This is a genomic window from Stenotrophomonas thermophila (assembly GCF_001499715.1).
Taxonomy (GTDB): Bacteria; Pseudomonadota; Gammaproteobacteria; order Xanthomonadales; family Xanthomonadaceae; genus Stenotrophomonas; species Stenotrophomonas hibiscicola.
Genome location: NZ_CVIW01000006.1, coordinates 65865 through 85690, shown reverse-complemented (window position 1 = coordinate 85690; position 19826 = coordinate 65865). Strand labels below are relative to the sequence as shown.

The following is a 19826-nucleotide window of genomic DNA, read 5'->3' as shown; positions in this document are numbered from 1 at the left end:
ACGGAAAGACGCCAGAGGGCGTCTTCGTCGAGCGGGAAAAACTAGCACAAGGAAGCTGACCGTTGCCGTGATTGACGCTTGCAGAGACGGCATCATGCCGCGTCGATAGCCTCGGACAGCCGCTCCACCGCGATCACTTCCATGCCTTTCACCGAGCCGCCCTTGGGCGCGTTGGCCTTGGGCACGATGGCGCGCTTGAAACCATGGGTGGCCGCCTCGCGCAGGCGGTCCTCGCCATTGGGCACCGGGCGGATCTCGCCGGACAGGCCAACCTCGCCAAAGGCAATCGTCTTTTCCGCCAGCGGCCGGTCCTGCAGCGAGGACAGCACCGCCAGCAGCACCGGCAGGTCGGCGGCGGTCTCCTGCACGCGGATGCCGCCGACCACGTTGACGAACACGTCCTGGTCGCCGACCAGCACGCCGCCGTGCCGATGCAGCACCGCCAGCAGCATCGCCAGGCGGTTCTGCTCCAGGCCGACCGCGACACGGCGCGGGTTCGACAGCGGCGATGCATCGACCAGCGCCTGCACCTCCACCAGCAGGGGCCTCGTGCCCTCGCGGGTGACCATCACGCAGCTGCCCGGCTGATGGGTGCTGCCGCCGGACAGGAAGATGGCCGATGGATTGGAGACTTCCTTCAGGCCCTTGTCCCCCATCGCGAACACGCCCAGTTCGTTCACCGCACCAAACCGGTTCTTGAAGGCGCGCAACAGGCGGAAGCGGCTGCCGCTCTCGCCTTCGAAGTACAGCACCGCATCAACCATGTGCTCCAGCACGCGCGGGCCGGCGATGCCGCCCTCCTTGGTGACGTGGCCGACCAGGAACACCGCAGTGCCGGTTTCCTTGGCAAAGCGCACCAGCCGTGCCGCGCTCTCGCGCACCTGGCTTACGGAGCCGGGCGCCGCGGTCAGCGTTTCGGTCCACAGGGTCTGCACCGAGTCGGCCACGATCAGCCGCGGGCCGGCCTTGGCCGCGTGCTGCAGGATCGACTCGACGCCGGTCTCGGCCAGCGCATTGACGCCGTCCAGCGGCAGCTCCAGGCGATGCGCACGGCCAGCCACCTGGGCCAGCGACTCCTCGCCGGTGACGTACAGCACTGGCAGTTCAGCGGCCATCTTCGCCACCGCCTGCAGCAGTAGCGTCGACTTGCCGATGCCCGGGTCGCCGCCCACCAGCACCACCGCGCCTTCGACCAGGCCGCCGCCCAGCACGCGGTCGAACTCGCCGATGCCGGTGGAGACCCGGCGATGCTCGGTCTGCTCCACGTCTTTCAGCGCGGTGATCTTCGGCGGGTCGATCTTCCCGGCCCAGCCGGCCCGCCGCGAGGCCGGCGCCTTGGCCGCCGCCGCGCTCTCCAGCACGATCTCCGACAACGAGTTCCAGGCGTTGCACTCGGTGCACTGCCCCTGCCACTTGCTGAATTCGGCGCCGCATTCATTGCAGACGTAGGCGGTGCGGGCTTTTGCCATCGGATGATTTCCAGCAATGGGAACAGGCGTGGCAGGATAGCCGAGCCAGGTCGCAGCTGCTGCGACCGCTCAAGTCCCGTCCACCCGCGCCGATAGCTGTCGCGGGCGTGCGCCTTGCGGGCGCCCCTCCCTCTCCCTCTGGATTCAACATGACTGGCAGTTACAGTCAGAGCCTGGTCGCCATCTCCCTGCTGGTGGCCATTCTTGCTTCGTACACGGCGCTGGACATGGCCGGCCGCCTGGCCACGGCCGAGGGTCGCGTGGCCCGCTGGTGGCTGGCCGGGGGCGCGGCGGCCATGGGCCTGGGCATCTGGTCGATGCACTTCATCGGCATGCTCGCCTTCGACCTGCCGATTCCGGTGGGTTACGACCTTGGCATCACCCTGTACTCGCTGGCGGTCTCGATCGGCGCCTCGGCCTATGCGCTGTGGCTGGTGTCGCGGCCCAGCCTGCCCTGGCGCCGGCTGCTGGCCGGGGCCGTGCTGATGGGCCTGGGCATCGCCACCATGCACTACCTGGGCATGGCGGCGATGCGCATGCAGCCGGGCATCGACTATCACCCGGGCTGGTTCGCCGCCTCCATTGCGGTGGCCATCGGCGCTGCGGGTGCGGCGTTGTGGATCGCCTTCCGGCTACGTGCCGAACAGCGCAACACCACGCGCCTGCGCCTGCTTGCCTCACTGGTGATGGGCCTGGCCATCGTCGGCATGCATTACACCGGCATGGCCGCAGCGCGCTTCCCGGAGGGCAGCATCTGTGGCGCGGTGGGAAGCGGCGGCATCGACACGCGCTGGCTGGCGGTGTTGGTGATCGTCACCACCGTGGCCACACTGGGTATAGCCCTGGTCGCCTCGCTGTTCGACCGGCAGATGCGCGTGCGCACCGGGCTGCTGGCCGATTCACTGGCACACGCCAACGACAAGCTGATCCAGGCCGCCCTGCACGACCCGCTGACCCAGCTGCCCAACCGCATGCTGCTGCAGGACCGCATCGAGCAGGCCATCGAGAAGGCGCGGCGGCGCAACCAGGCGGTGGCGGTGATGTTCTGCGACCTGGACGGCTTCAAGGCGGTCAATGATGCGTACGGACACCAGCTGGGAGATCGCCTGCTGGTGGCGGTGGCGCAGCGTATCGGCGGCCTGCTGCGGCCACAGGACACCTTCGCCCGCCTCGGCGGCGACGAGTTCGTGATCGTGCTGGCCATCGATGTTCCCGACGATGCAGTGGTGGTCGCCGAGCGGATCATCGCGGCGGCGGGCGAACCATTCCTGCTGGATGCAGCCGAGCTGCAGGTCAGCGCCAGCCTGGGCATCGCCCTGTACCCGGACGACGCCAGCAATGAGCGCGAACTGATGGCGCACGCCGATGCGGCGATGTACCACACCAAGGAAACCGGGCGGAACGGCTATACCTTCTTCACTCCCTCGATGCAGCTCAGTGCCAATCGCCAGCTGCGCCTGCTGCAGGACCTGCGCAAGGCCATCGCCCGCAACGAACTGATCCTGCATTACCAGCCCAAATTCCCGGCCGCGGGCGCACCGGCCACCGGCGCCGAAGCGCTGCTGCGCTGGCAGCACCCGGAGCTGGGCCTGCTGGCACCGGACGTGTTCATTCCGATCGCCGAACGCAGCGGCCTGATCCTGCCGATCGGTGACTGGGTACTGGACCAGGCCTGCGCGCAGCTGCGGGCATGGCATGACGCCGGCCACGCAGACTGGTCGATGGCGGTGAACCTGTCGCCGCTGCAGTTCGCCTCGCCGGCGCTTCTGGACAGCGTGCGCGAAGTACTGCAGCGGCATCGGATCGAACCGGCCCGGCTGACCCTGGAGATCACCGAGACCACCGCGATGAAGGACGTCGATGCCAGCCTGGCCATCCTTAACGACCTGACCACGATGGGCGTGCACATCGCCATCGACGACTTCGGCACCGGCTATTCCAGCCTGCTGTACCTCAAGCGCATGCCGGCCACCGAACTGAAGATCGACCGCGCGTTCGTTCGTGATCTGGAATGCAACGACGAAGATGCCGCCATCGTGTCGTCGATCATTGCGCTGGGCCGCACCCTGCAGTTGCAGGTGGTGGCCGAAGGCGTGGAAACGCAGGCGCAGCGCGAGTACCTGAGCGAGCTGGGCTGCGACCAGCTGCAGGGCTACCACCTGGGCCGGCCGATGGAGGCAGAGGAGTTCCTGCGCCGGGTGGCAGGGTAGAGCCGACCGCTGGCCGGCTTCCCGCGATTGCCGGCCAGCGGCCGGCACTACCACCGCGCGTGGCATTCCCGGTGGGCGCGACAAACAGAAAGGCCGCCCGAGGGCGGCCTTTCTGCGTGGCAACGTCGCGAGGACGTCAGTGCATCATGTGCACGTTCATGTTGTGCATGACCCACAGGGTGCCGATCACGATGATGCCGATCACCACGACGGTGAAGGCCGCAGCGTTGACGTTCCAGCGGCTTTCGGAAGAGCGGTCCAGGTGCAGGAAGAACACCAGGTGGACCAGCATCTGCAGCACCGCAGTGACCGCGATCACCACACCGTTGACGGTGCGCGAGAAATCGCCCGACATCACCATCCAGAACGGGATGACGGTCAGCACCACCGCCAGCACGAAGCCGATCAGGTACGACTTCACGCTGCCGTGGCTTTCGCCGCCGGTGCCGTGGTCGTGTGCATGGTTGTCATGTGCCATTACAGCGCTCCATTGAGGTAGACGACGGAGAACACGCCGATCCAGATCAGGTCCAGGAAGTGCCAGAACAGGCTCAGGCACGCCATGCGGGTCTTGTTGGTCGCGGTCAGGCCGTACTTTTTCAGCTGCACGAACATCACCAGCAGCCACAGCAGGCCCGCGCTGACGTGCAGGCCGTGGGTACCGACCAGGGCGAAGAACGCCGACAGGAAGGCACTGCGGTCCGGACCGTAGCCCTGATGGATCAGATGCTGGAACTCCCACACTTCCATGCACATGAAGCCGAAGCCCAGCAGCCAGGTGATGCCCAGCCACAGGTACATCTGGCCCATCTGCTTGCGGTGCATGGCAATCATGCCCAGGCCGAAGGTCAGCGACGAGGTCAGCAGCAGCGCGGTTTCCCACGCCACGAACGGCAGCTCGAACAGGTCCTTCGCGGTGGGGCCACCATCGGTACCGCCTGCCAGCACCACGTAGGTGGCGAACAGCGAGGCGAAGATGAGGCAGTCGCTCATCAGGTACACCCAGAAACCGAAGACGGTGTTGCCGCCGGTGTCGTGGTGCTCGTGGTCGTCATGGCCATGGGCCGCCGCGTGTGCGGCGTGCCCGTGGCTCAGGGTCGAGGTATTGGTGCTCATGCCTTCAGCTCCGACTTCACCAGGCCCTGGGCTTCCAGGTGCTTGCGGTGTGCGTTCTCGATGCGTTCCACCTCGGCGGCCGGGACCCAGTAGTCCACGTCCTGGTCGAAGGTGCGGTAGATGAACGTGGCGATCATGCCGACGAAGCCGACGATGGCCAGCCACCAGATGTGCCAGATCATCGCGAAGCCGAACACCAGGCTGAAGGCACCGATGACAACGCCCGTGCCGGTGTTGCGCGGCATGTGGATGTCGGTGTACTTGGCCGGCTTCGGCCAGGCTTCACCACGCTGCTTGCGTTCCCAGAAATCGTCCAGCTCGGTGACGTCCGGCAGGGTCGCGAAGTTGTAGAAGGCCGGCGGCGAGGAGGTTTCCCACTCCAGCGTACGGGCATCCCACGGGTCGCCGGTCAGGTCGACGGTCTTCTTGCGGTCGCGGATCGACACGGCCACCTGGATGATCTGGCACAGGATGCCGGCACCCACAATGAAGGCACCTGCGGCGGCGATCAGCAGCAGCGGCTCGTAGGCCGGGTTGACGGTGCTCTGCAGGCGACGGGTCATGCCCATGAAGCCCAGCACGTACATCGGCATGAAGGTCACGTAGAAGCCGATGAACCAGCACCAGAACGCGCACTTGCCCCAGAACTCGTTGAGGCGGAAGCCGAACATCTTCGGCCACCAGTAAGTGATGCCGGCGAACATGCCGAACACCACGCCGCCGATGATGACGTTGTGGAAGTGGGCGATCAGGAACAGGCTGTTGTGCAGCACGAAGTCGATGGCCGGGATCGCCAGCATCACGCCGGTCATGCCGCCGATGACGAAGGTGACCATGAAGCCGATCGTCCACAGCACCGGGGTGGTGAAGTGCACGCGACCGCGGAACATGGTGAACAGCCAGTTGAAGATCTTCACGCCGGTGGGGATCGAGATGATCATCGTCGTGATGCCGAAGAAGGCATTGACGTTGGCACCCGAGCCCATGGTGAAGAAGTGGTGCAGCCACACGATGAACGACAGCACGCCGATGCAGGCGGTGGCGTAGACCATGCCCTTGTAGCCGAACAGCGCCTTGCGCGAGAAGGTCGCGATGACTTCGGAGAACACACCGAACGCCGGCAGGACCAGGATGTACACCTCCGGGTGACCCCAGATCCAGATCAGGTTGATGTACAGCATGGCGTTGCCGCCACCGTCATTGGTGAAGAAGTGCGTACCCAGGTAACGGTCCAGGGTCAGCAGCACCAGGGTGATGGTCAGCACCGGGAAGGCAGCGACGATCAGCACGTTGGTCACCAGGGCAGTCCAGGTGAACACCGGCATCTGCATCAGCTTCATGCTGGGGGTACGCATCTTCAGGATGGTGATGAAGAAGTTGATACCACTCAGCGTGGTACCCAAACCCGCCACCTGCAGGCCCCAGATGTAGTAGTCCATGCCGACGCTTGGACTGTATTCGATACCCGACAACGGCGGGAACGCCAGCCAGCCGGTGGCGGCGAACTCACCGATCCACAGCGACAGCATGATCAGCACCGCGCCCGCCACGAACAGCCAGAAGCTGAGCGAGTTGACGAACGGGAACGCAACGTCACGCGCACCGATCTGCAGCGGCACGGCCAGGTTCATCAGGCCGGTGATCAGCGGCATCGCCACGAAGAAGATCATGATCACGCCGTGGGCGGTGAAGATCTGGTCGTAGTGGTGCGGTGGCAGGTAGCCCTCGGACCCGCCGACGGCGAGCGCCTGCTGGGTGCGCATCATGATGGCGTCGGAGAAGCCGCGCAGCAGCATGACGAAGGCGACGATGAGGTACATCACGCCGATCTTCTTGTGGTCCACCGAGGTGAACCACTCCTTCCACAGATAGCCCCACAGCTTGAACTTGGTGATCAGGGCGACGACGCCCAGGCCACCCAGCACCGCGCCGACCAGGGTGGTCAGCACGATCGGATCGTGGGGGATCGACTCAAGAGAGAGTTTTCCCAACATGTTCATTCTCCCGAACCCGCGTGGCCGGCATGGCCTGCGTGTTCGTGTTCGTTGGCATCCAGGTTTTCACCCGATTCCTTGGAATCATGCGCATCACTGGGGGCGTGGCCCTCGTGCGCTTCATGGGTGGCGGCGTCGGCAGCGGCGGCACCGGCATGCGAGTGCTTCATGCCGTAATGCTTGTTGTCGCCCATGTGCTTGGCGATGACCCAGTCGAACAGGCCTTCTTCGGTCTTGCCGAAGTAGGTGACCGGATACCACTCGGCGTTGCGTGCTTCGCCCAGGGCCTTGAACGAGGCCTTGTCCAGGGTCTGCTCGCCGGCGCGGACCTGGTCCAGCCACTGGCGGTATTCGGCATCGGTGACCGAGTAGGCGGTGAAGTGCATCTTGGCGAAGCCCGCGCCGCTGTAGTGGGAAGACATGCCCGGGAATTCACCGGTCTCGTTGGCGATCAGGTGGAGCTTGGTCTCCATCGCAGCCATCGAGTAGATCATGCTGCCCAGGTGCGGGATGAAGAACGCATTCATCACCGAATCGGACGTGATCTTGAAGTTCAGTGGCGTGTTGACCGGGAACTTGATTTCGTTGACGACCGCCACCTTCTCTTCCGGATAGATGAACAGCCACTTCCAGTCCAGCGAGATCGCCTCGATGGTGACCGGCTTGACGTCCGAATCCAGCGGACGGTACGGATCCAGTGCGTGCGACGAGCGCCAGGTCAGGACCGCCAGCACCAGCACGATCATGCACGGGATCGACCACACCACCACCTCGATCGCCGTCGAGTGGGACCACTTCGGCTCGTAACGGGCCTTGGTGTTGGAGGCGCGATACTTCCACGCGAAGGTCAGGGTCATGATGATGACCGGGATGACGACCAGCAGCATGAGCACGGTGGCCGTGATCAGCAGGGTCTTCTCATCCTGGCCGATCTGGCCCTTCGGACTGAGGATGGCCACGGCATCGCAGCCGGTGAGCATCACCAGCAACGACAGCAGCAGGCCCGGGCGCAACCAGCGCCCAAGGGTTTTCAACGGAATCATCGGTCGATCCAATTGCGAGGGAATGCCGTTCCCCGTCCCTGCCTGTTCCGGCCAAAGCCGGTCCCACCGGTCCGGAAGACAGGCAGGCAGGTGGGGTCGAGTCAGCCTTTCAATTTTAGGCCGTCACCCATCATTTAAGAAAGGCATTGACATTGATCGAGCGCAGGAAAGGCCCGATTCTGGCTGCGACACGTTGTCGCACCGCGCACGCACGATGGCATCGGCCGGTGATCCGCCGCGCTCGGCAAAGTCGCCTGAACAGATTCAGGTGCGCGGACAGACAGGAACATGGGATGCTCCAGGCAGGAGGGACGCCATGGACAAGATCGACTTCAAGAAGCGCGACCGGGCGCTGTACCAGCCCCCGGCAGGCCGGTTCGTCCAAGTGGAGGTGCCGCCGTTGCCTTACCTGATGATCGACGGCCGCGGCGACCCGAATAGCGCCCCGGCTTACCTGCAGTCGGTGCAGTGGCTGTATGCAGTGAGCTATGCACTGAAGTTCGCGCTGAAGGCCGAGGGCCGGGACTACGTAGTGCCGCCGCTGGAAGCGCTTTGGACCGCCGACGACCCGGCGAGCTTTGTGGCACGCCGCAAGGAGGAGTGGTCGTGGACGGTGATGATCCGTACGCCGGATGGGATCAGCCCAGGGCAACTGGAAACCGCCATCGCCAAGGCGACGAAGAAGCTGGGCGAGACAGCGGCTGGCCTTCGTCATAGGGTGCTTGAGGAAGGCCTCTGCCTGCAGACCCTGCATGTGGGCGCCTACGATGACGAAGGCCCGATCCTGGCTCATCTGCACGACGAGCTGATGCCTTCGCTGGGCTACACCTTTGCCGGCCCCCACCATGAGATCTACCTGAGTGATCCGCGAAAGACCGACGCGGCGAGATTGAAGACCGTGCTGCGGCAACCGGTGCGGGCGGTTGGGCCTGACGAGGGTTCTCGCGCATGACCCGAGGAACGTCATGCGCATGATCGAACGACTGCTGCGCTGGACCACCCTGCCCGCCGGGCGCCGGCTGATGGCCGTGCTTGGGGCTACGCTGGTGATCGTGCTGGCCTGCAATCCGGATCTGCTGCCGTTGTTGCCGCTGGTGGATGCGTCGGGACTGGACGTACTGATGCTGTTGCTGGGTGCGCAGGTGGTCGCGGTGCTGCCATGGGTACGCGAGCGGGCCAGCCGCGGGACCAGAGTGCTCGCACGCCTGCTGATCGGCGCATTGGCGGGAGCAGCGGGTGGTTATCTCCGGCAGCTGGCGTGGTGGCTGGCGAAGGATGCGGGGATGGCGCGGCGTTGATGGCGTCGCGCCGCCAATCGGCCAAACAAAAAGCCCCGGCCAAAGGCCGGGGCTTTTCATTGCAACTGGTGCCGGAAACAGGAGTCGAACCTGCGACCTACGCATTACGAACCCAGCCTAGCACCCCGTGCTAGCAATACAAGCTACCAACAACTGATTGAACAGACCAACTCCGACCGAGCGGACCGGCATGGACCGTTGCCACCGACACGCTGCAGGGAGCTCGCATGGCAGCTGCCAGGGGGGCTGCTCCGGAGACTGACCGGAACTGGCCCGGCTGACGGTAAGCGCCAACTAAGCCTTGAGCTGAGGACACCTCCACCCCGCCAGTCCCAGATGCGGACGAGGATGAGGACACTCCTTATCTATAGGGGCACTTCGTCGCTGAAAACCCCATGCCGAGGAGCGTCGCATATCTTATGCACTACCACCTTGCGCTCCCCCCTTGCAGATCAACAATTTGACCTAGCCCCAAAGCACGGTAAGTGGCAGGTAAGCCAGTAAGGCACGGCATCGCCCGTCCAGCAACAAGCCCTGCCGGCCTGTGCCATCCGTGAGCAGCAGGCACAGGCCAACGTCAAGGTCGTCACCCAGAACGTTGTCCGCGTCCGTGTCGTTCGCAAGAAGGGCGACACCATCACCAGGGAGGCTCCCATCTATGGGCCCGTTCAGGCCGATGCTGCTTGCACTATCAACCTTGGCCTAGTACGCCTGCACGACGCTGCGCCGCCAGTGAGCTGCCCGAGCCCGCCCGAGACGCTGATGCGCAAGTGATGGGCAACTCTTCGCTATATCCGCAGATGCGCGCCTACCTAGTGCTCCCGGGATGGACATCGGCTGACGCTTCGGCGTCTCCGAGATCAAGTACAGGGCGCGAAGATGAAATGGCTTGCGATGACGGCAAAAACAACCATAATGGCAACCCATGAATAGTTTTGAACACAATTCGCCGTCGGAACACAAGAAGTGATTGAAGCCAACCTTACCCTCAAAGAGGTCGCAGCCCACCTAAAAGTCTCCCTGAGCACAGTGCGTCGTCTCATCCGGAGCGGAGAGCTTCAGTCGTTTCGCATTGGCACGCAAGGCCAGGTTCGTGTGCCGGAAAGTGCCGTCAAGCGGATGTGCGGTGCTGAAGTCGCTGAGCCGTTGCTATCACGAGAGTTTGAGGGCTCTGCGAAGTATTCGACTGCTGTTGTCGACGCGCGTGCCGAGGTTCGCGTCCTAAGCGGAACGACGAGAGAAGAGCTGCGCTGGAGCATCCTTCACGCTGACGTGAACGCCGCGACAGCCAAATTGCCTGCTGAGAGCGTCAACTGCGTGGTGACCAGCCCCCCATACTACTGGCAGCGCGATTACGAAGTAGACGGGCAGATTGGGCACGAATCGACTATCCAGGGATACGTCGATGCGGTTGTCGAGGTGTTCTCGAAAGTCAAGAAGTCGCTCACACCTGACGGCACGTTGTTCCTGAACCTTGGAGACACGTACTACTCGGCCAAGGGCAAGCCCCATGGCTCCGATGAGAAGCATAACGGCCGCAACATGATGCGTAAGCATCTGCGGGCAGTTGACGGTCCAGGCTTAGGTCTCCCGCGTAAGTCGCTCATTGGTATCCCTTGGCGAGTCGCGCTCGCCATGCAAGATGACGGATGGACGCTTCGCAGTTCTGTCATCTGGCAGCGCCCAGGAACACTGCCTGAGCCTACCGCACGCGACCGGCCATGGCGCACGCACGAGAATATCTTTATCTTCTCAAAGGGGCCGAAGTACTTCTTCAACCGCAATGCGCTGCAGGGTGAGGAGGACATCTGGAAAATCATCGCCAGACCAGAAAACCCCGGTTCCCACTTCGCCCCGTATCCTCGTGAGCTCGTTGACCGTTGCCTTGCCTGCGGCTGCCCCGAGGGTGGAACCGTGCTCGATCCTTTTGTAGGGTCGGGGACTACCATGGTCACTTCCTTGGCAAGTGGGCGGCACGCGGTGGGCATCGAACTCAAGCAGGAGTACGCAGAATTCGCCGCTATGCGAATCAAGGAGGAGTTCGGAGAGCTCGCGACGGCGAAGGATCTTCCATGACGCTGCCGGTCGCAGTCCGCCTTGAACAGGCTGGAATGACGATGGAGCTGCGTCCAGGGGACAGTGATGTCGAGGTTCAGGAAGGCACGATCTTCGGGTCCGTGATGGCTTCGAGCCGTCCAATCGTCCAGCTCGACGACGTACTGCTTCCCATTTCTTGGCATCAAGGTGCCAAGCTGGCGGTGTGGAGCACGGACCTGACAAACCAAGTCGGCTTCCATCGCCTGAGCATATGGGTGGCCGGTGCGACGCACACCTACGATTTCCGGACCAGCACCGCCAAAGCGACGTGGGACGAGGTCCGTTCGATGGCAGAGGTGTGCGCGAGCTCTTACTTCGGATACCGCCGACAGTTTGCCTACATGGCTGCCAACGGGACGACGCGAAAAATACGCCTCCCTCAGATTCACTTCGCCTGGCTGCGGGACCGGCTGCCGGAGATTGAGCGCCTAGTTCGCTCTATCAACGACCGTCCAGCCGTATCCAGCGTGCTGTCCACCGAAGTGTCTCTGCGTAGCCAAGGCCTGTCGGTGGCTCAGACGAGTCGGTTGCTGCGAGAGAAGCACCATCTTCTCGAACGTGCGGACGGCGGCCCCATCCAAGTCGGCGGGGTCAGCTACTGGCCGTCTCGCGTTGCCGTGCATGCAAGAGAGCGGCAAAAGCAGATCGAAGAGCATGCGCAGATTGCGGCGTTCCTGCAGGTGCTCGCGGCGCAGTGCGTGGACCTGAAGACAGTAGTTGCACCGGCGGTGAGGACCGAGGTTCAAGGGTTCGCCGAACTCTTGAAGTCGCTTCGGTCCCTCCCCGTGTTTAGGAACCTCCTCGTGCGGCCTGGCGCCAAGCCAGTCACAGTACTACCGAGTACCACTCAGCGAAGCGATAAGCGGTACGGGCGCATGCGTGACCTCCATGCCGAGTATGGGGCAGACATCGCAGACAGTACGGACTTCGCCAGATCGGTTCGTGCGAACGTTAAAGACGTGTGGGAGGTGTATCAGACGTTCGTGGCCCACGTGGTCGGCAATGCCCTCGGTCTAGCATACTCATCGCACGACAAAGACCTGCGCAAGCGGTCGCCACATGGGTGGTCCATGAGCTCTGACGACTGGAGACTCTTCTTTGACACCAAGCCACCGACCGAGGTGCTGAGCTCCTGGCGCGATGCCGCGGGCAGGCCCGCAGACGAGCGGCCCGACGTCCTCTTGGTCGGCGCAACCGGCTCAGTAGTACTGCTCGACGCGAAGTTCAAAGTCGACGCGCGAGCGACCCGAGCCACCCAGCCCGATCTATTCGAGATGCAGGGCTACCTAAACAGCTTCGCGGCCAAGTCGGGCGGCATCATCTTTCCCGGTCCGGCGCCGGCTGCCCACCTGATTGCTGCCGAGGGCAACTCGCTGCTGGAACTACCGATTCGGGCCGGTCATTTTGCTGAGGCCGGCGGTGCAGAAGCCGTCCACTGTTACGTGCGCAATGCCCTAAAGCTGGTCAGTACTTGAATAGGACATGGCCGGTCCCTAGGTCTTTGGTGCGCAGAAGTGCCTCAAGCGCGGCTGTGGCTGCAGAGAAGTCTCCGGTCCCAGCGTCGACCTTCGCAGTGAAGGCAAGCAATTCTTCGCAGACCGTACTCGGCCCGCTCAGCTGCGGAACGACTTTCTGGGCGAGTTGCTCGCTCAGCGCAGCCCGCCATGGCCGGCCAGACATTGCCACGTAGTCGAGAACGTCCTGGACGACGCCGAACGTAAGCGACGTCGAGTCGCTGCCGGCGCATGCTTTACAAATGTTCCACAGCAGGTCGCCGAACGCTGCGGAGCGCACATCCGAACCTGGAGTCAGGGCAATGGCCAGCCGTTGCGAGCGGAAACTGTCGAAAACACTCCCGAGGCCGTCTCGGGTCCTCTTATCGACGCGTGCCTTGCTCTGCTTCAGCATGTCGACGCAAGCTTGGTCGAACTTCGGTCGGTCGTCGCTCGCAACGAGTTCCCCAAGTGCGTTCGGCATCTCGATGATGTTCGCGCGCCGTTTGACGGGGCTACTGAGAGGTGCGCGGCTTGACTCTTCGAGGAAAGAGTTCGCGGTGCCGACCACGAACGCATCTGGCGGAAACTGGCTCGGCGAACCGTGACCAGGCAGCTCGACCTTCGCATCGCTCTCGATGGCAGGCAACAGTCGCGCGAGGTAGCGGTCAATCTGACCGAGGTTCATCTCGTCCAACAACACCACGTAGATATCACGCGGGCGCTCGGACAGGAACAGCTTGCGGCTCAGTTCCGTGGCGGCCAAGCCGCCTGAAATCTTCTCGTAACCTAGGACGTCCGCCTCGGAGAAGTCGCTACCCACACTGACATCAATGAGCGAGACCGCGTTAGCGAAGAACGTGTTCAGCCCTTCTGCGAAGGCACGCACGAAGGCGGTCTTACCCGTCCCGGGACGACCAGCTAATACGACGAATCGCTGGGCGAGCAGCGCACCGTAGAAGCCGCGTACGAATTCGGTCGGCAGCGTCAGCCCCTCCAACCGGATTATGTGATGCTCGATGTGCTGCAGAAGGTCCGCCTCCGTGCGTCCCAGCATCGACGGTCCAGGCGGAACGCCATGAATCAGTTGCGCCAGCTCCTCCTCAGTGATGGCTACGGGCGAGAAGTACTGCGCGACTGGCGGGCGAGACGCGTCGAAAAGCCTGGCGTACTCGTCGTCGTTAAGTTTGAACTCAGTCCGAAACTTCGTTTCGACATCATCAAGTGAGGTACCCAGGTCCTCGTGGCGATACAGCCAAGCGGCCAAGTCGAACACCGGAATGCGCAGCTTCTGGCCGCCGGAGCCATCCGGTAGCAGGCCTTCGAGCTTGTCCAGATAGTCCGCCGTGAACGCCCATTCCCTGTTGGTGGGTCGCTCAAGAGCTTCGCGGTAGTTGTCCGTGGTGCGAGCTCGCTGCAGTGTGCCCCCGGAATACTTAGAGTTCTTCCAGTACCAAGACTCGGGGTCTTTGCGACCAAAAGGCACGCAATATGGCTTGTCCGGGGGGGCACCGGCGGGAGCGAAGTATTGACGAAGCAAGGCCTCTTCTTGGGCCCCTCCCCACACCGACGCAGTCCCAACGCCTACGCCGGTCTCCTTCATCGACAGGAAGGTGACACCGTAGAAGGCATGAAACGGCTGCAGCTTTTCGAGCGAACGAGCCAACTGGCCGGCGGAAATGTACGCCAAGACTTACCCCTCATGAAACCTTGTATTTGAGAGTGGATTCTACTGGCACGCTGAACGAATCGCTATTCACAGTGGCAGTCCACCACACGAGCTTGGCGACGACTTCCTCGTAGACGGTCCTGAGCCACCCCAGTAGCAGGGCCATTAGGGGGAAAGATTTCGCCCTCTTCTGGCACCAGGGAATTCGCTTGGGACGCTTGTTCTCGGGCGAGTTCCACAGGGGCTTTCCATGTCAGTGCACCGTGGGGGCGCTACTCGTCAATGAATCGCCGCGACACTTTGATTGTGCGCCTAGCATCGGCCAACGGCAAGAACCAGTGCTCGTTTAGACCCGGTCTCGGGAACCGAACCTACGTGTAGTACTTCTCATTGATGTTGCGATTGCAGGCGAGACACTTTCGATATGCACCGAAACGCCCAGGACGCTCCCGTCCCAGCAAGCCACCGCATTCGCAAACCAAACCGCTGCGCCCTTGATCCCAGCGCCAAAGCCTTAGAGTAGCGATAAGTGCAAGGGTGACCGATACCGCGATAGCCAACGCCGGGAGCCATCGCACCATCGCATACACCCCTGCAAGCACCGGACTCTCTCGGAGCGCTCCCAACGGCAGCATCAGCAGCAACCCTAGCGCCAAAGCCCCAAGTGCGGGCGCATACATCCTTACCATCATCCACGTCCAACGATCCATGTAGCCGTCCCGGTGATTGTTTTATGCATCCTTGAGCATATCGGTCGCAGGGGATGAGACTTGAAGGGCACACATTCTTTACCGCCCTTACAAGGCCGAACACCACCGTACGCTTCATACAAGGCCACCATGCATTGCGGTTGCAGGCGCAAGCTCATGCACCGCCGCCCGCGTGTTGCTTGTCAAGTTCAGGGCACATGGACTTTGATAGCGCTTTGTATGAGCTATACCCCAGCCTCCAGGATCTTCGAAGCGCGCTTACACGGCCAAGCCCCCCCCCATGCAACCTCGAGGCCAGTTGCGGCGTCGATCAATGAGGACTGCGGTTTACGACAATCGACATGACCATCCGAGTAGCCATCGAATCGACCATGTGTCATGTGGTTCGCCATAAACACTGCATACGTGGGCGAGCAATCTGAACATCACAGTGATCGCCGGGACATTGCGCTCATAAGCGGCCTGCAGGATGCACACCAGGCTTCACCAGAAGCTCGCTGAGCGCAACGCAGGACCGGCCAGCGACACCCCTACGCAAACACCGGTGGGATTCAAGACTGGGGCTTACAAGCCCCCTCGACATCTCCGGCGCACGCTCTCTACTGAACCCCGGCTATAGCTTTCTGCGCGTCCCCGAAGGGGCGCGCATCTGGACCCGAGGTGCGAGGGCCGAAGGCCCGAGTACCGATGGGACCAGTCACGGGACATCAACGTTGGCATCCCAATAAATATCTACCTTCTCAAAGAGAAGGTAGTTGCTCTTGATTTATAGCTCTTATGGGGCTGCTGACAAGCGAGCTCGCTTGCGCTCATAAGACCTTATTGGCGCTCGCTATGCAGCCAGTTTTCGCCGTTGCTCCTCGCGATGCTTGCGCTGGCTGTTCCGGTTCTGCTCACGCCTCCTGTCCGCACGGGGATCGCCAGAGGCGCCTGCCGCGTTCAGCGCGCGTGTCACCTTCCGCTTTACGCTCGAGCACTGCACGGCGAATGGGCAATTGTGACACGGCATATCCCGCACGTCGTTACGATTGCCGATGCACGCCGGAACGTATCCTTCAGGCGCTTCGTTGACCTCAGCAGGCACGGCGACCATCGCTAGCGCATCCCGGACCATATCTGCTTCAAACATCGCCTTGGCACGCGCCTCTGTCAGCGGTCCACCAGCCCCAAGATATCGCGCCAATTGGGCGGAACGGTCCTTTGCATGCAACACATCGGCACGCAATGCTCGCATTGCCGCAGCATGCACGGGATCTTCTCCAGACGGCTCCATAAAGAAGCGCCGATCCCAAGCGGGTAAGAACAACCGTTCACTAGCTTCAGCCCAGGTCGGATGTCCTCGCATCCATGCACCGAACAACTTCCCGGAAATCAGCTGGTTTGGCAATGGTGGGCGCTTCGCCTTCCGGCCCACGATCCATCGTTCCATGACGACCTCGCAGAACAGATCGTACGGCATTCCCAGTTCGTCAGCCTTCTGACGGGCCCGCCACAAGCTGGTAATAACCGCCCTGTCGTTCAATGCGAGACTTGGCGCACAGGGCTGCTTATGCGGCGCTTCGGAAAGGTCAAAGTGGCGCGCCCAAGCAGCACGGTACGCGGCGGTGTATGCCTCCGTGAAGGCCTGCGTGGCCTGCACCGGGGACATGTAGCGGTTCCCGATCCAACGGTTGCGCAGCAACAATGCCTCTTTAGCAAGCAAGCCTTTATCGATGTACGTGCGCTGGAAGACCAGCTCTCCCACCTGTCGCTCCACGGGATCAGCCGACTTCAGCGCGCGCTGATACGAGGCATCCCTGCTCTGCGCCTCCATCATGTTCTTCGCAGACGCCTTCTTTCGGGCCGGATTAGGCCGTTTTACCTTTGCCTTCCCGCCCGTCGCGCCTGACTCTTTGTTCCTAGCCATTCTCCTGCCCTCCTCGATAAAGACAGTGTTATACCGACCGGGCCGATGAAATCACCGGTCTTCTGATGTTCACTAGCGCACGGCGCGCCCGGACGCTTCCGCTGCGGGCGCGCAATGGATTGGATGAGGGAACGGCCCCCAAGCGGTTGGATGGCGCTATCGCCAAATGTGACAGCCTGAACTTCACCTGGTCCCAGGCCATCCCTAGCCATCACGCTCCTTAGTGCCGTTAGGCGCGGAGGGGCCCCTCCGCACCCAACATGGTCGCCAAGGGCCGCTACCGGCTCGGGCCTCAGCGACTGACGGCGTCGAGTTCCATCACGTGCAGCTGTACTTCAGCAGAGACAAGCATTGCAGGAGTGATGCGTTTCTTGCCGCAGTGGCGCAAGTAGGTCACAGCACGCTGAACGTAGTCGCGGTAGTTGATACCGGTCATGTCAACCATCTGGCGAGCTTTCCAGATCGCACGGAACATCGAGGCATCGCATACGCGCAGGTCGAAGCGACGGTCAGTAGCCCCGATGTAGCGCTGCAGCATGTTCGCAAACTCAGTAGTGGCCTCGAATGCAGTCATCTCGCTGTAGGTGGAGGCGCGATGGATTTCGCAAGCCTTATCCGCAACCAGCTGCTCACCGCCCATGATCGCTTCAGAAATTGCGCTCTGCGCGGCGTGCAGCGCTTCCCTGCCCTCACGCTGCGCAGCGAAGAGGCGGGTGGAACGATCGATATTGTTGTGCTTGCGCATGGTAGTTGTCCTAGTTGCTAGCGACCGCGAAATTGCCGTCGCTGGAAACAAGGTTGCCAAGCAAGTAAGTGGCGGACCCATTGAATTCAACCAGTCCACCACCTTAGGATGTGGCATGAGCCAACTGCCGCACGCCGAATTCAAGGCGCTAATGATCTTGATCAACGGGCTCTCGAGCGATCTCGAGGCCCGCTTGAAGACATACAAGTTGTCTACCTCAGCTTTCCTGGCACTAGATGCGATTGCCCGGACAGAAGTCGGAAGTGCGTATCCGATGACCCGTGCCAGTCTTGCTAGGATGATCAACACAACACCCGGATCAATGTCGGTGCTCGTCTGCCGCATGAAGCGCGACGGCCTTGTGACAGAAAAGTCGCTGAATGAACGCTCTAAAGCGCTTGCCACTACGAAGCTAGGTCGCTCGATGTTGGCCGGAGGATCGGTCGCTTGGGAGGACACCTTCGACGGCCTTAGCGAGGCGCTCTCGCCCACGGCGAAGAAGCAGCTCCTAGAGACCGTGGCTAAGCTGAACCTGATTCGTACGCATGAACAGGATGAGGGGCGCAGGGTTGCTTACATGCGCACACTGTCGAAGAAGGAAACGAAGATCGCAGTAGGGAAGCATCAGGAGGAATCGAGGGCTGCTGCTTCGCGAGCGCGCGCCCGGTTCGACTAAGCATGCCTGTATGGAGTTGTCCGTACCTCGCTTCCACTTCGTCGGGCAGGCACTGCGTTCTCCGCGTACCACCTAGGACTTCGCGACTTGGATGCGGATGATCCTGACCTTCTGCTTGATAGGAGCGTCAGCAATGCCAATCAATCGCGTCATAGCGCTCGTCGGACTGAGCAGCTACACCCCTGCGTGCATAGTCGACGGAGCGCCCCACATCGCGCGGCAGGGCGTGCCAGTACGCTTCTGACTACGGATAACATCCTCAATAGAAGATGGCCCCAGATCGCAGACATTGGCACATACGAAAGGCCCGCTGACATCTCTGCCAACGGGCCCGACCAAGCTAGCGAGCAAGTTATCGAGGGCGAATGCCGAACCCAAGCAAGACAGCCCCAGTGACGGTCAGAGCTTGTCCCACAGCGAGCGCGTGCATGTTCGCTATGTGGCTGTAGCCGCTTGCTGATGGGTTGATCAGGAAGTAGAGCCCGATCCCAAGCCCAGCTAGGCCCAACACCACGCACAACGTCGCAGACCCAAGCTCCTGCCCTGCGCTCGCGGTAGCGCGATTCGATTCAACAATTGCCTTGGGCAGGTCCGCATAGCACTTAGGACACTTCGCGGATGATCTACCCGAGGGGATGGCAGCACGGCAAGCCGGGCATTGATAGAGATTGATTGCTGAATCGCTGGTTTGCATGTTCTCTCCTCCATGATTGGATGTGCGAGGGTTTCCGACATCAGCCACCCGTTGAACTACCCACCTGAGCGTCCTTGACCAGATCACGCAGTGCAGCGCGTTGCTCATCGTCCAGGCTGTATTCGGTATCGCAGACTCGGACCTCGATCCTCTTGGCACCGGTGAAGGCCCCTGCTTCTGCCAAGGTCATCTTCTTGCCGAACGAAAGAATGGCGTACTCGTATCGATTGAAGGCGGGCATGTCGCTGGGAAGCGAAACAGCCCTTCCGTCCACGAGCATGTCAAAGCTTGTACCGGCACAGCGAACGTCATAGGACATGTTGAAGGTGACGATGGCCGAAACAGTGAAAGAGTCCGACTTCGTAACAGCGCGGTCTCCGTCTACCACGCTCTGCAGGCTCAGAGAAATGCCCCTGCTGGTCTTGGACAGCTCCGATAGCTCCACTTTGGCCTCGTAGAAGGTTCGATCCTTGAAACGGTCGTAAGACCGCTGTTGTTGAGCCACCACCTCCCCGGGAACAACAGCCGTCAGCACCAACGACATGACGGCAACATGCGTAATCCGGTTCTTCATCCCAACGTCCCCGACTGAGCGCTGACGGGCCCGGCCACCCCATGCGGCCAGTCATACCTCGCACAACGCCATATACTGATATGGTAATGGCTTCTACTGATCAGGTATATGGCCCATGCTGCTGCAGGTTCA

Annotated in this window: 15 protein-coding genes; 6 read left to right on the top strand and 9 right to left on the bottom strand. The window is 62.0% G+C overall.

Annotation, left to right across the window (positions count from 1 at the left end; translation table 11 throughout):
• Window positions 1-92 precede the first annotated feature (92 nt).
• Entirely contained in the window at window positions 93-1469 is a 1377-nt protein-coding gene (radA, locus tag BN1263_RS04775; RefSeq protein WP_019659272.1) for a DNA repair protein RadA, read from the bottom strand.
• Between the two features lie 149 nt (window positions 1470-1618).
• Between radA and BN1263_RS04770 the strand changes: the two genes are divergently transcribed.
• Window positions 1619-3679 carry a putative bifunctional diguanylate cyclase/phosphodiesterase gene (locus BN1263_RS04770; RefSeq protein ID WP_058979903.1) on the top strand — a complete coding sequence of 687 codons (2061 nt, stop codon included), beginning with the start codon at window positions 1619-1621 and terminating at the stop codon, window positions 3677-3679.
• 136 nt (window positions 3680-3815) lie between these two features.
• Here BN1263_RS04770 and cyoD read toward each other — a convergent pair whose 3' ends face one another.
• From cyoD to cyoA, 4 genes are read right to left on the bottom strand one after another with little or no spacing between them, the layout of a single operon-like run.
• A complete protein-coding gene (cyoD, locus tag BN1263_RS04765) occupies window positions 3816-4157 on the bottom strand; it encodes a cytochrome o ubiquinol oxidase subunit IV (RefSeq protein WP_005415725.1) in 342 nt (113 codons plus the stop codon).
• Complete coding sequence (gene cyoC, locus BN1263_RS04760) at window positions 4157-4795, bottom strand: cytochrome o ubiquinol oxidase subunit III (protein ID WP_019659274.1); 639 nt, start codon at window positions 4793-4795, stop codon at window positions 4157-4159. The genes cyoD and cyoC overlap by 1 nt, the downstream gene beginning before the upstream one ends.
• Window positions 4792-6789, bottom strand: a complete 1998-nt coding sequence (cyoB, locus tag BN1263_RS04755) for a cytochrome o ubiquinol oxidase subunit I (protein ID WP_058979901.1) — start codon at window positions 6787-6789, stop codon at window positions 4792-4794. The genes cyoC and cyoB overlap by 4 nt, the downstream gene beginning before the upstream one ends.
• Window positions 6790-6791: 2 nt before the next feature.
• Window positions 6792-7832, bottom strand: a complete 1041-nt coding sequence (gene cyoA / locus BN1263_RS04750; RefSeq protein ID WP_014646391.1) for a ubiquinol oxidase subunit II — start codon at window positions 7830-7832, stop codon at window positions 6792-6794.
• Between the two features lie 316 nt (window positions 7833-8148).
• On the opposite strand from cyoA, the gene BN1263_RS04745 reads away from it, so the two are divergent.
• The 4 genes from BN1263_RS04745 (at window position 8149) to BN1263_RS04730 (ending at window position 12702) form a co-directional block, all read left to right on the top strand.
• The gene (locus BN1263_RS04745; RefSeq protein WP_058979899.1) at window positions 8149-8784 is read left to right on the top strand and encodes a GyrI-like domain-containing protein; all 636 of its coding nucleotides are present in this window, start codon (window positions 8149-8151) and stop codon (window positions 8782-8784) included.
• Window positions 8785-8797: 13 nt separating this feature from the next.
• Entirely contained in the window at window positions 8798-9130 is a 333-nt protein-coding gene (locus tag BN1263_RS04740) for a hypothetical protein (RefSeq protein ID WP_058979897.1), read from the top strand.
• 966 nt (window positions 9131-10096) lie between these two features.
• Window positions 10097-11206 (top strand): DNA methyltransferase, encoded by a 1110-nt coding sequence (locus tag BN1263_RS04735; RefSeq protein WP_080398778.1) that lies wholly within the window; start codon window positions 10097-10099, stop codon window positions 11204-11206.
• Entirely contained in the window at window positions 11203-12702 is a 1500-nt protein-coding gene (locus tag BN1263_RS04730; protein WP_058979893.1) for a hypothetical protein, read from the top strand. Before BN1263_RS04735 ends, BN1263_RS04730 begins: the two co-directional genes overlap by 4 nt.
• Here the strand turns inward: BN1263_RS04730 and BN1263_RS04725 are convergent.
• The 3 genes from BN1263_RS04725 to BN1263_RS04715 form a co-directional block, all read right to left on the bottom strand.
• Entirely contained in the window at window positions 12692-14410 is a 1719-nt protein-coding gene (locus BN1263_RS04725) for an AAA family ATPase (RefSeq protein ID WP_058979891.1), read from the bottom strand. The two genes, BN1263_RS04730 and BN1263_RS04725, sit on opposite strands and share 11 nt — an antisense overlap.
• A gap of 1521 nt (window positions 14411-15931) precedes the next feature.
• Window positions 15932-17005, bottom strand: a complete 1074-nt coding sequence (locus BN1263_RS04720; protein WP_144435322.1) for a bZIP transcription factor — start codon at window positions 17003-17005, stop codon at window positions 15932-15934.
• Between the two features lie 292 nt (window positions 17006-17297).
• Entirely contained in the window at window positions 17298-17750 is a 453-nt protein-coding gene (locus BN1263_RS04715) for a hypothetical protein (protein ID WP_058979887.1), read from the bottom strand.
• 115 nt (window positions 17751-17865) lie between these two features.
• Here BN1263_RS04715 and BN1263_RS04710 point away from each other — a divergent pair, with 115 nt between their 5' ends.
• Window positions 17866-18426, top strand: a complete 561-nt coding sequence (locus BN1263_RS04710; protein ID WP_058979885.1) for a MarR family winged helix-turn-helix transcriptional regulator — start codon at window positions 17866-17868, stop codon at window positions 18424-18426.
• 734 nt (window positions 18427-19160) lie between these two features.
• Here the strand turns inward: BN1263_RS04710 and BN1263_RS04705 are convergent.
• Window positions 19161-19694, bottom strand: a complete 534-nt coding sequence (locus tag BN1263_RS04705) for a hypothetical protein (protein WP_058979883.1) — start codon at window positions 19692-19694, stop codon at window positions 19161-19163.
• Between the last annotated feature and the right edge of the window lie 132 nt (window positions 19695-19826).

Excerpts from the sequence above, each read along its gene's own strand:
- cyoD (WP_005415725.1), bottom strand. The coding sequence starts at position 4,157 with ATGGCACATGACAACCATGCACACGACCACGGCACCGGCGGCGAAAGC.
- BN1263_RS04770 (WP_058979903.1), top strand. The coding sequence starts at position 1,619 with ATGACTGGCAGTTACAGTCAGAGCCTGGTCGCCATCTCCCTGCTGGTG.
- BN1263_RS04720 (WP_144435322.1), bottom strand. The coding sequence starts at position 17,005 with ATGGCTAGGAACAAAGAGTCAGGCGCGACGGGCGGGAAGGCAAAGGTA.
- BN1263_RS04705 (WP_058979883.1), bottom strand. The coding sequence starts at position 19,694 with ATGAAGAACCGGATTACGCATGTTGCCGTCATGTCGTTGGTGCTGACG.
- cyoA (WP_014646391.1), bottom strand. The coding sequence starts at position 7,832 with ATGATTCCGTTGAAAACCCTTGGGCGCTGGTTGCGCCCGGGCCTGCTG.
- radA (WP_019659272.1), bottom strand. The coding sequence starts at position 1,469 with ATGGCAAAAGCCCGCACCGCCTACGTCTGCAATGAATGCGGCGCCGAA.
- BN1263_RS04740 (WP_058979897.1), top strand. The coding sequence starts at position 8,798 with ATGCGCATGATCGAACGACTGCTGCGCTGGACCACCCTGCCCGCCGGG.
- BN1263_RS04710 (WP_058979885.1), top strand. The coding sequence starts at position 17,866 with ATGAGCCAACTGCCGCACGCCGAATTCAAGGCGCTAATGATCTTGATC.
- BN1263_RS04730 (WP_058979893.1), top strand. The coding sequence starts at position 11,203 with ATGACGCTGCCGGTCGCAGTCCGCCTTGAACAGGCTGGAATGACGATG.
- cyoC (WP_019659274.1), bottom strand. The coding sequence starts at position 4,795 with ATGAGCACCAATACCTCGACCCTGAGCCACGGGCACGCCGCACACGCG.
- cyoB (WP_058979901.1), bottom strand. The coding sequence starts at position 6,789 with ATGTTGGGAAAACTCTCTCTTGAGTCGATCCCCCACGATCCGATCGTG.
- BN1263_RS04745 (WP_058979899.1), top strand. The coding sequence starts at position 8,149 with ATGGACAAGATCGACTTCAAGAAGCGCGACCGGGCGCTGTACCAGCCC.
- BN1263_RS04715 (WP_058979887.1), bottom strand. The coding sequence starts at position 17,750 with ATGCGCAAGCACAACAATATCGATCGTTCCACCCGCCTCTTCGCTGCG.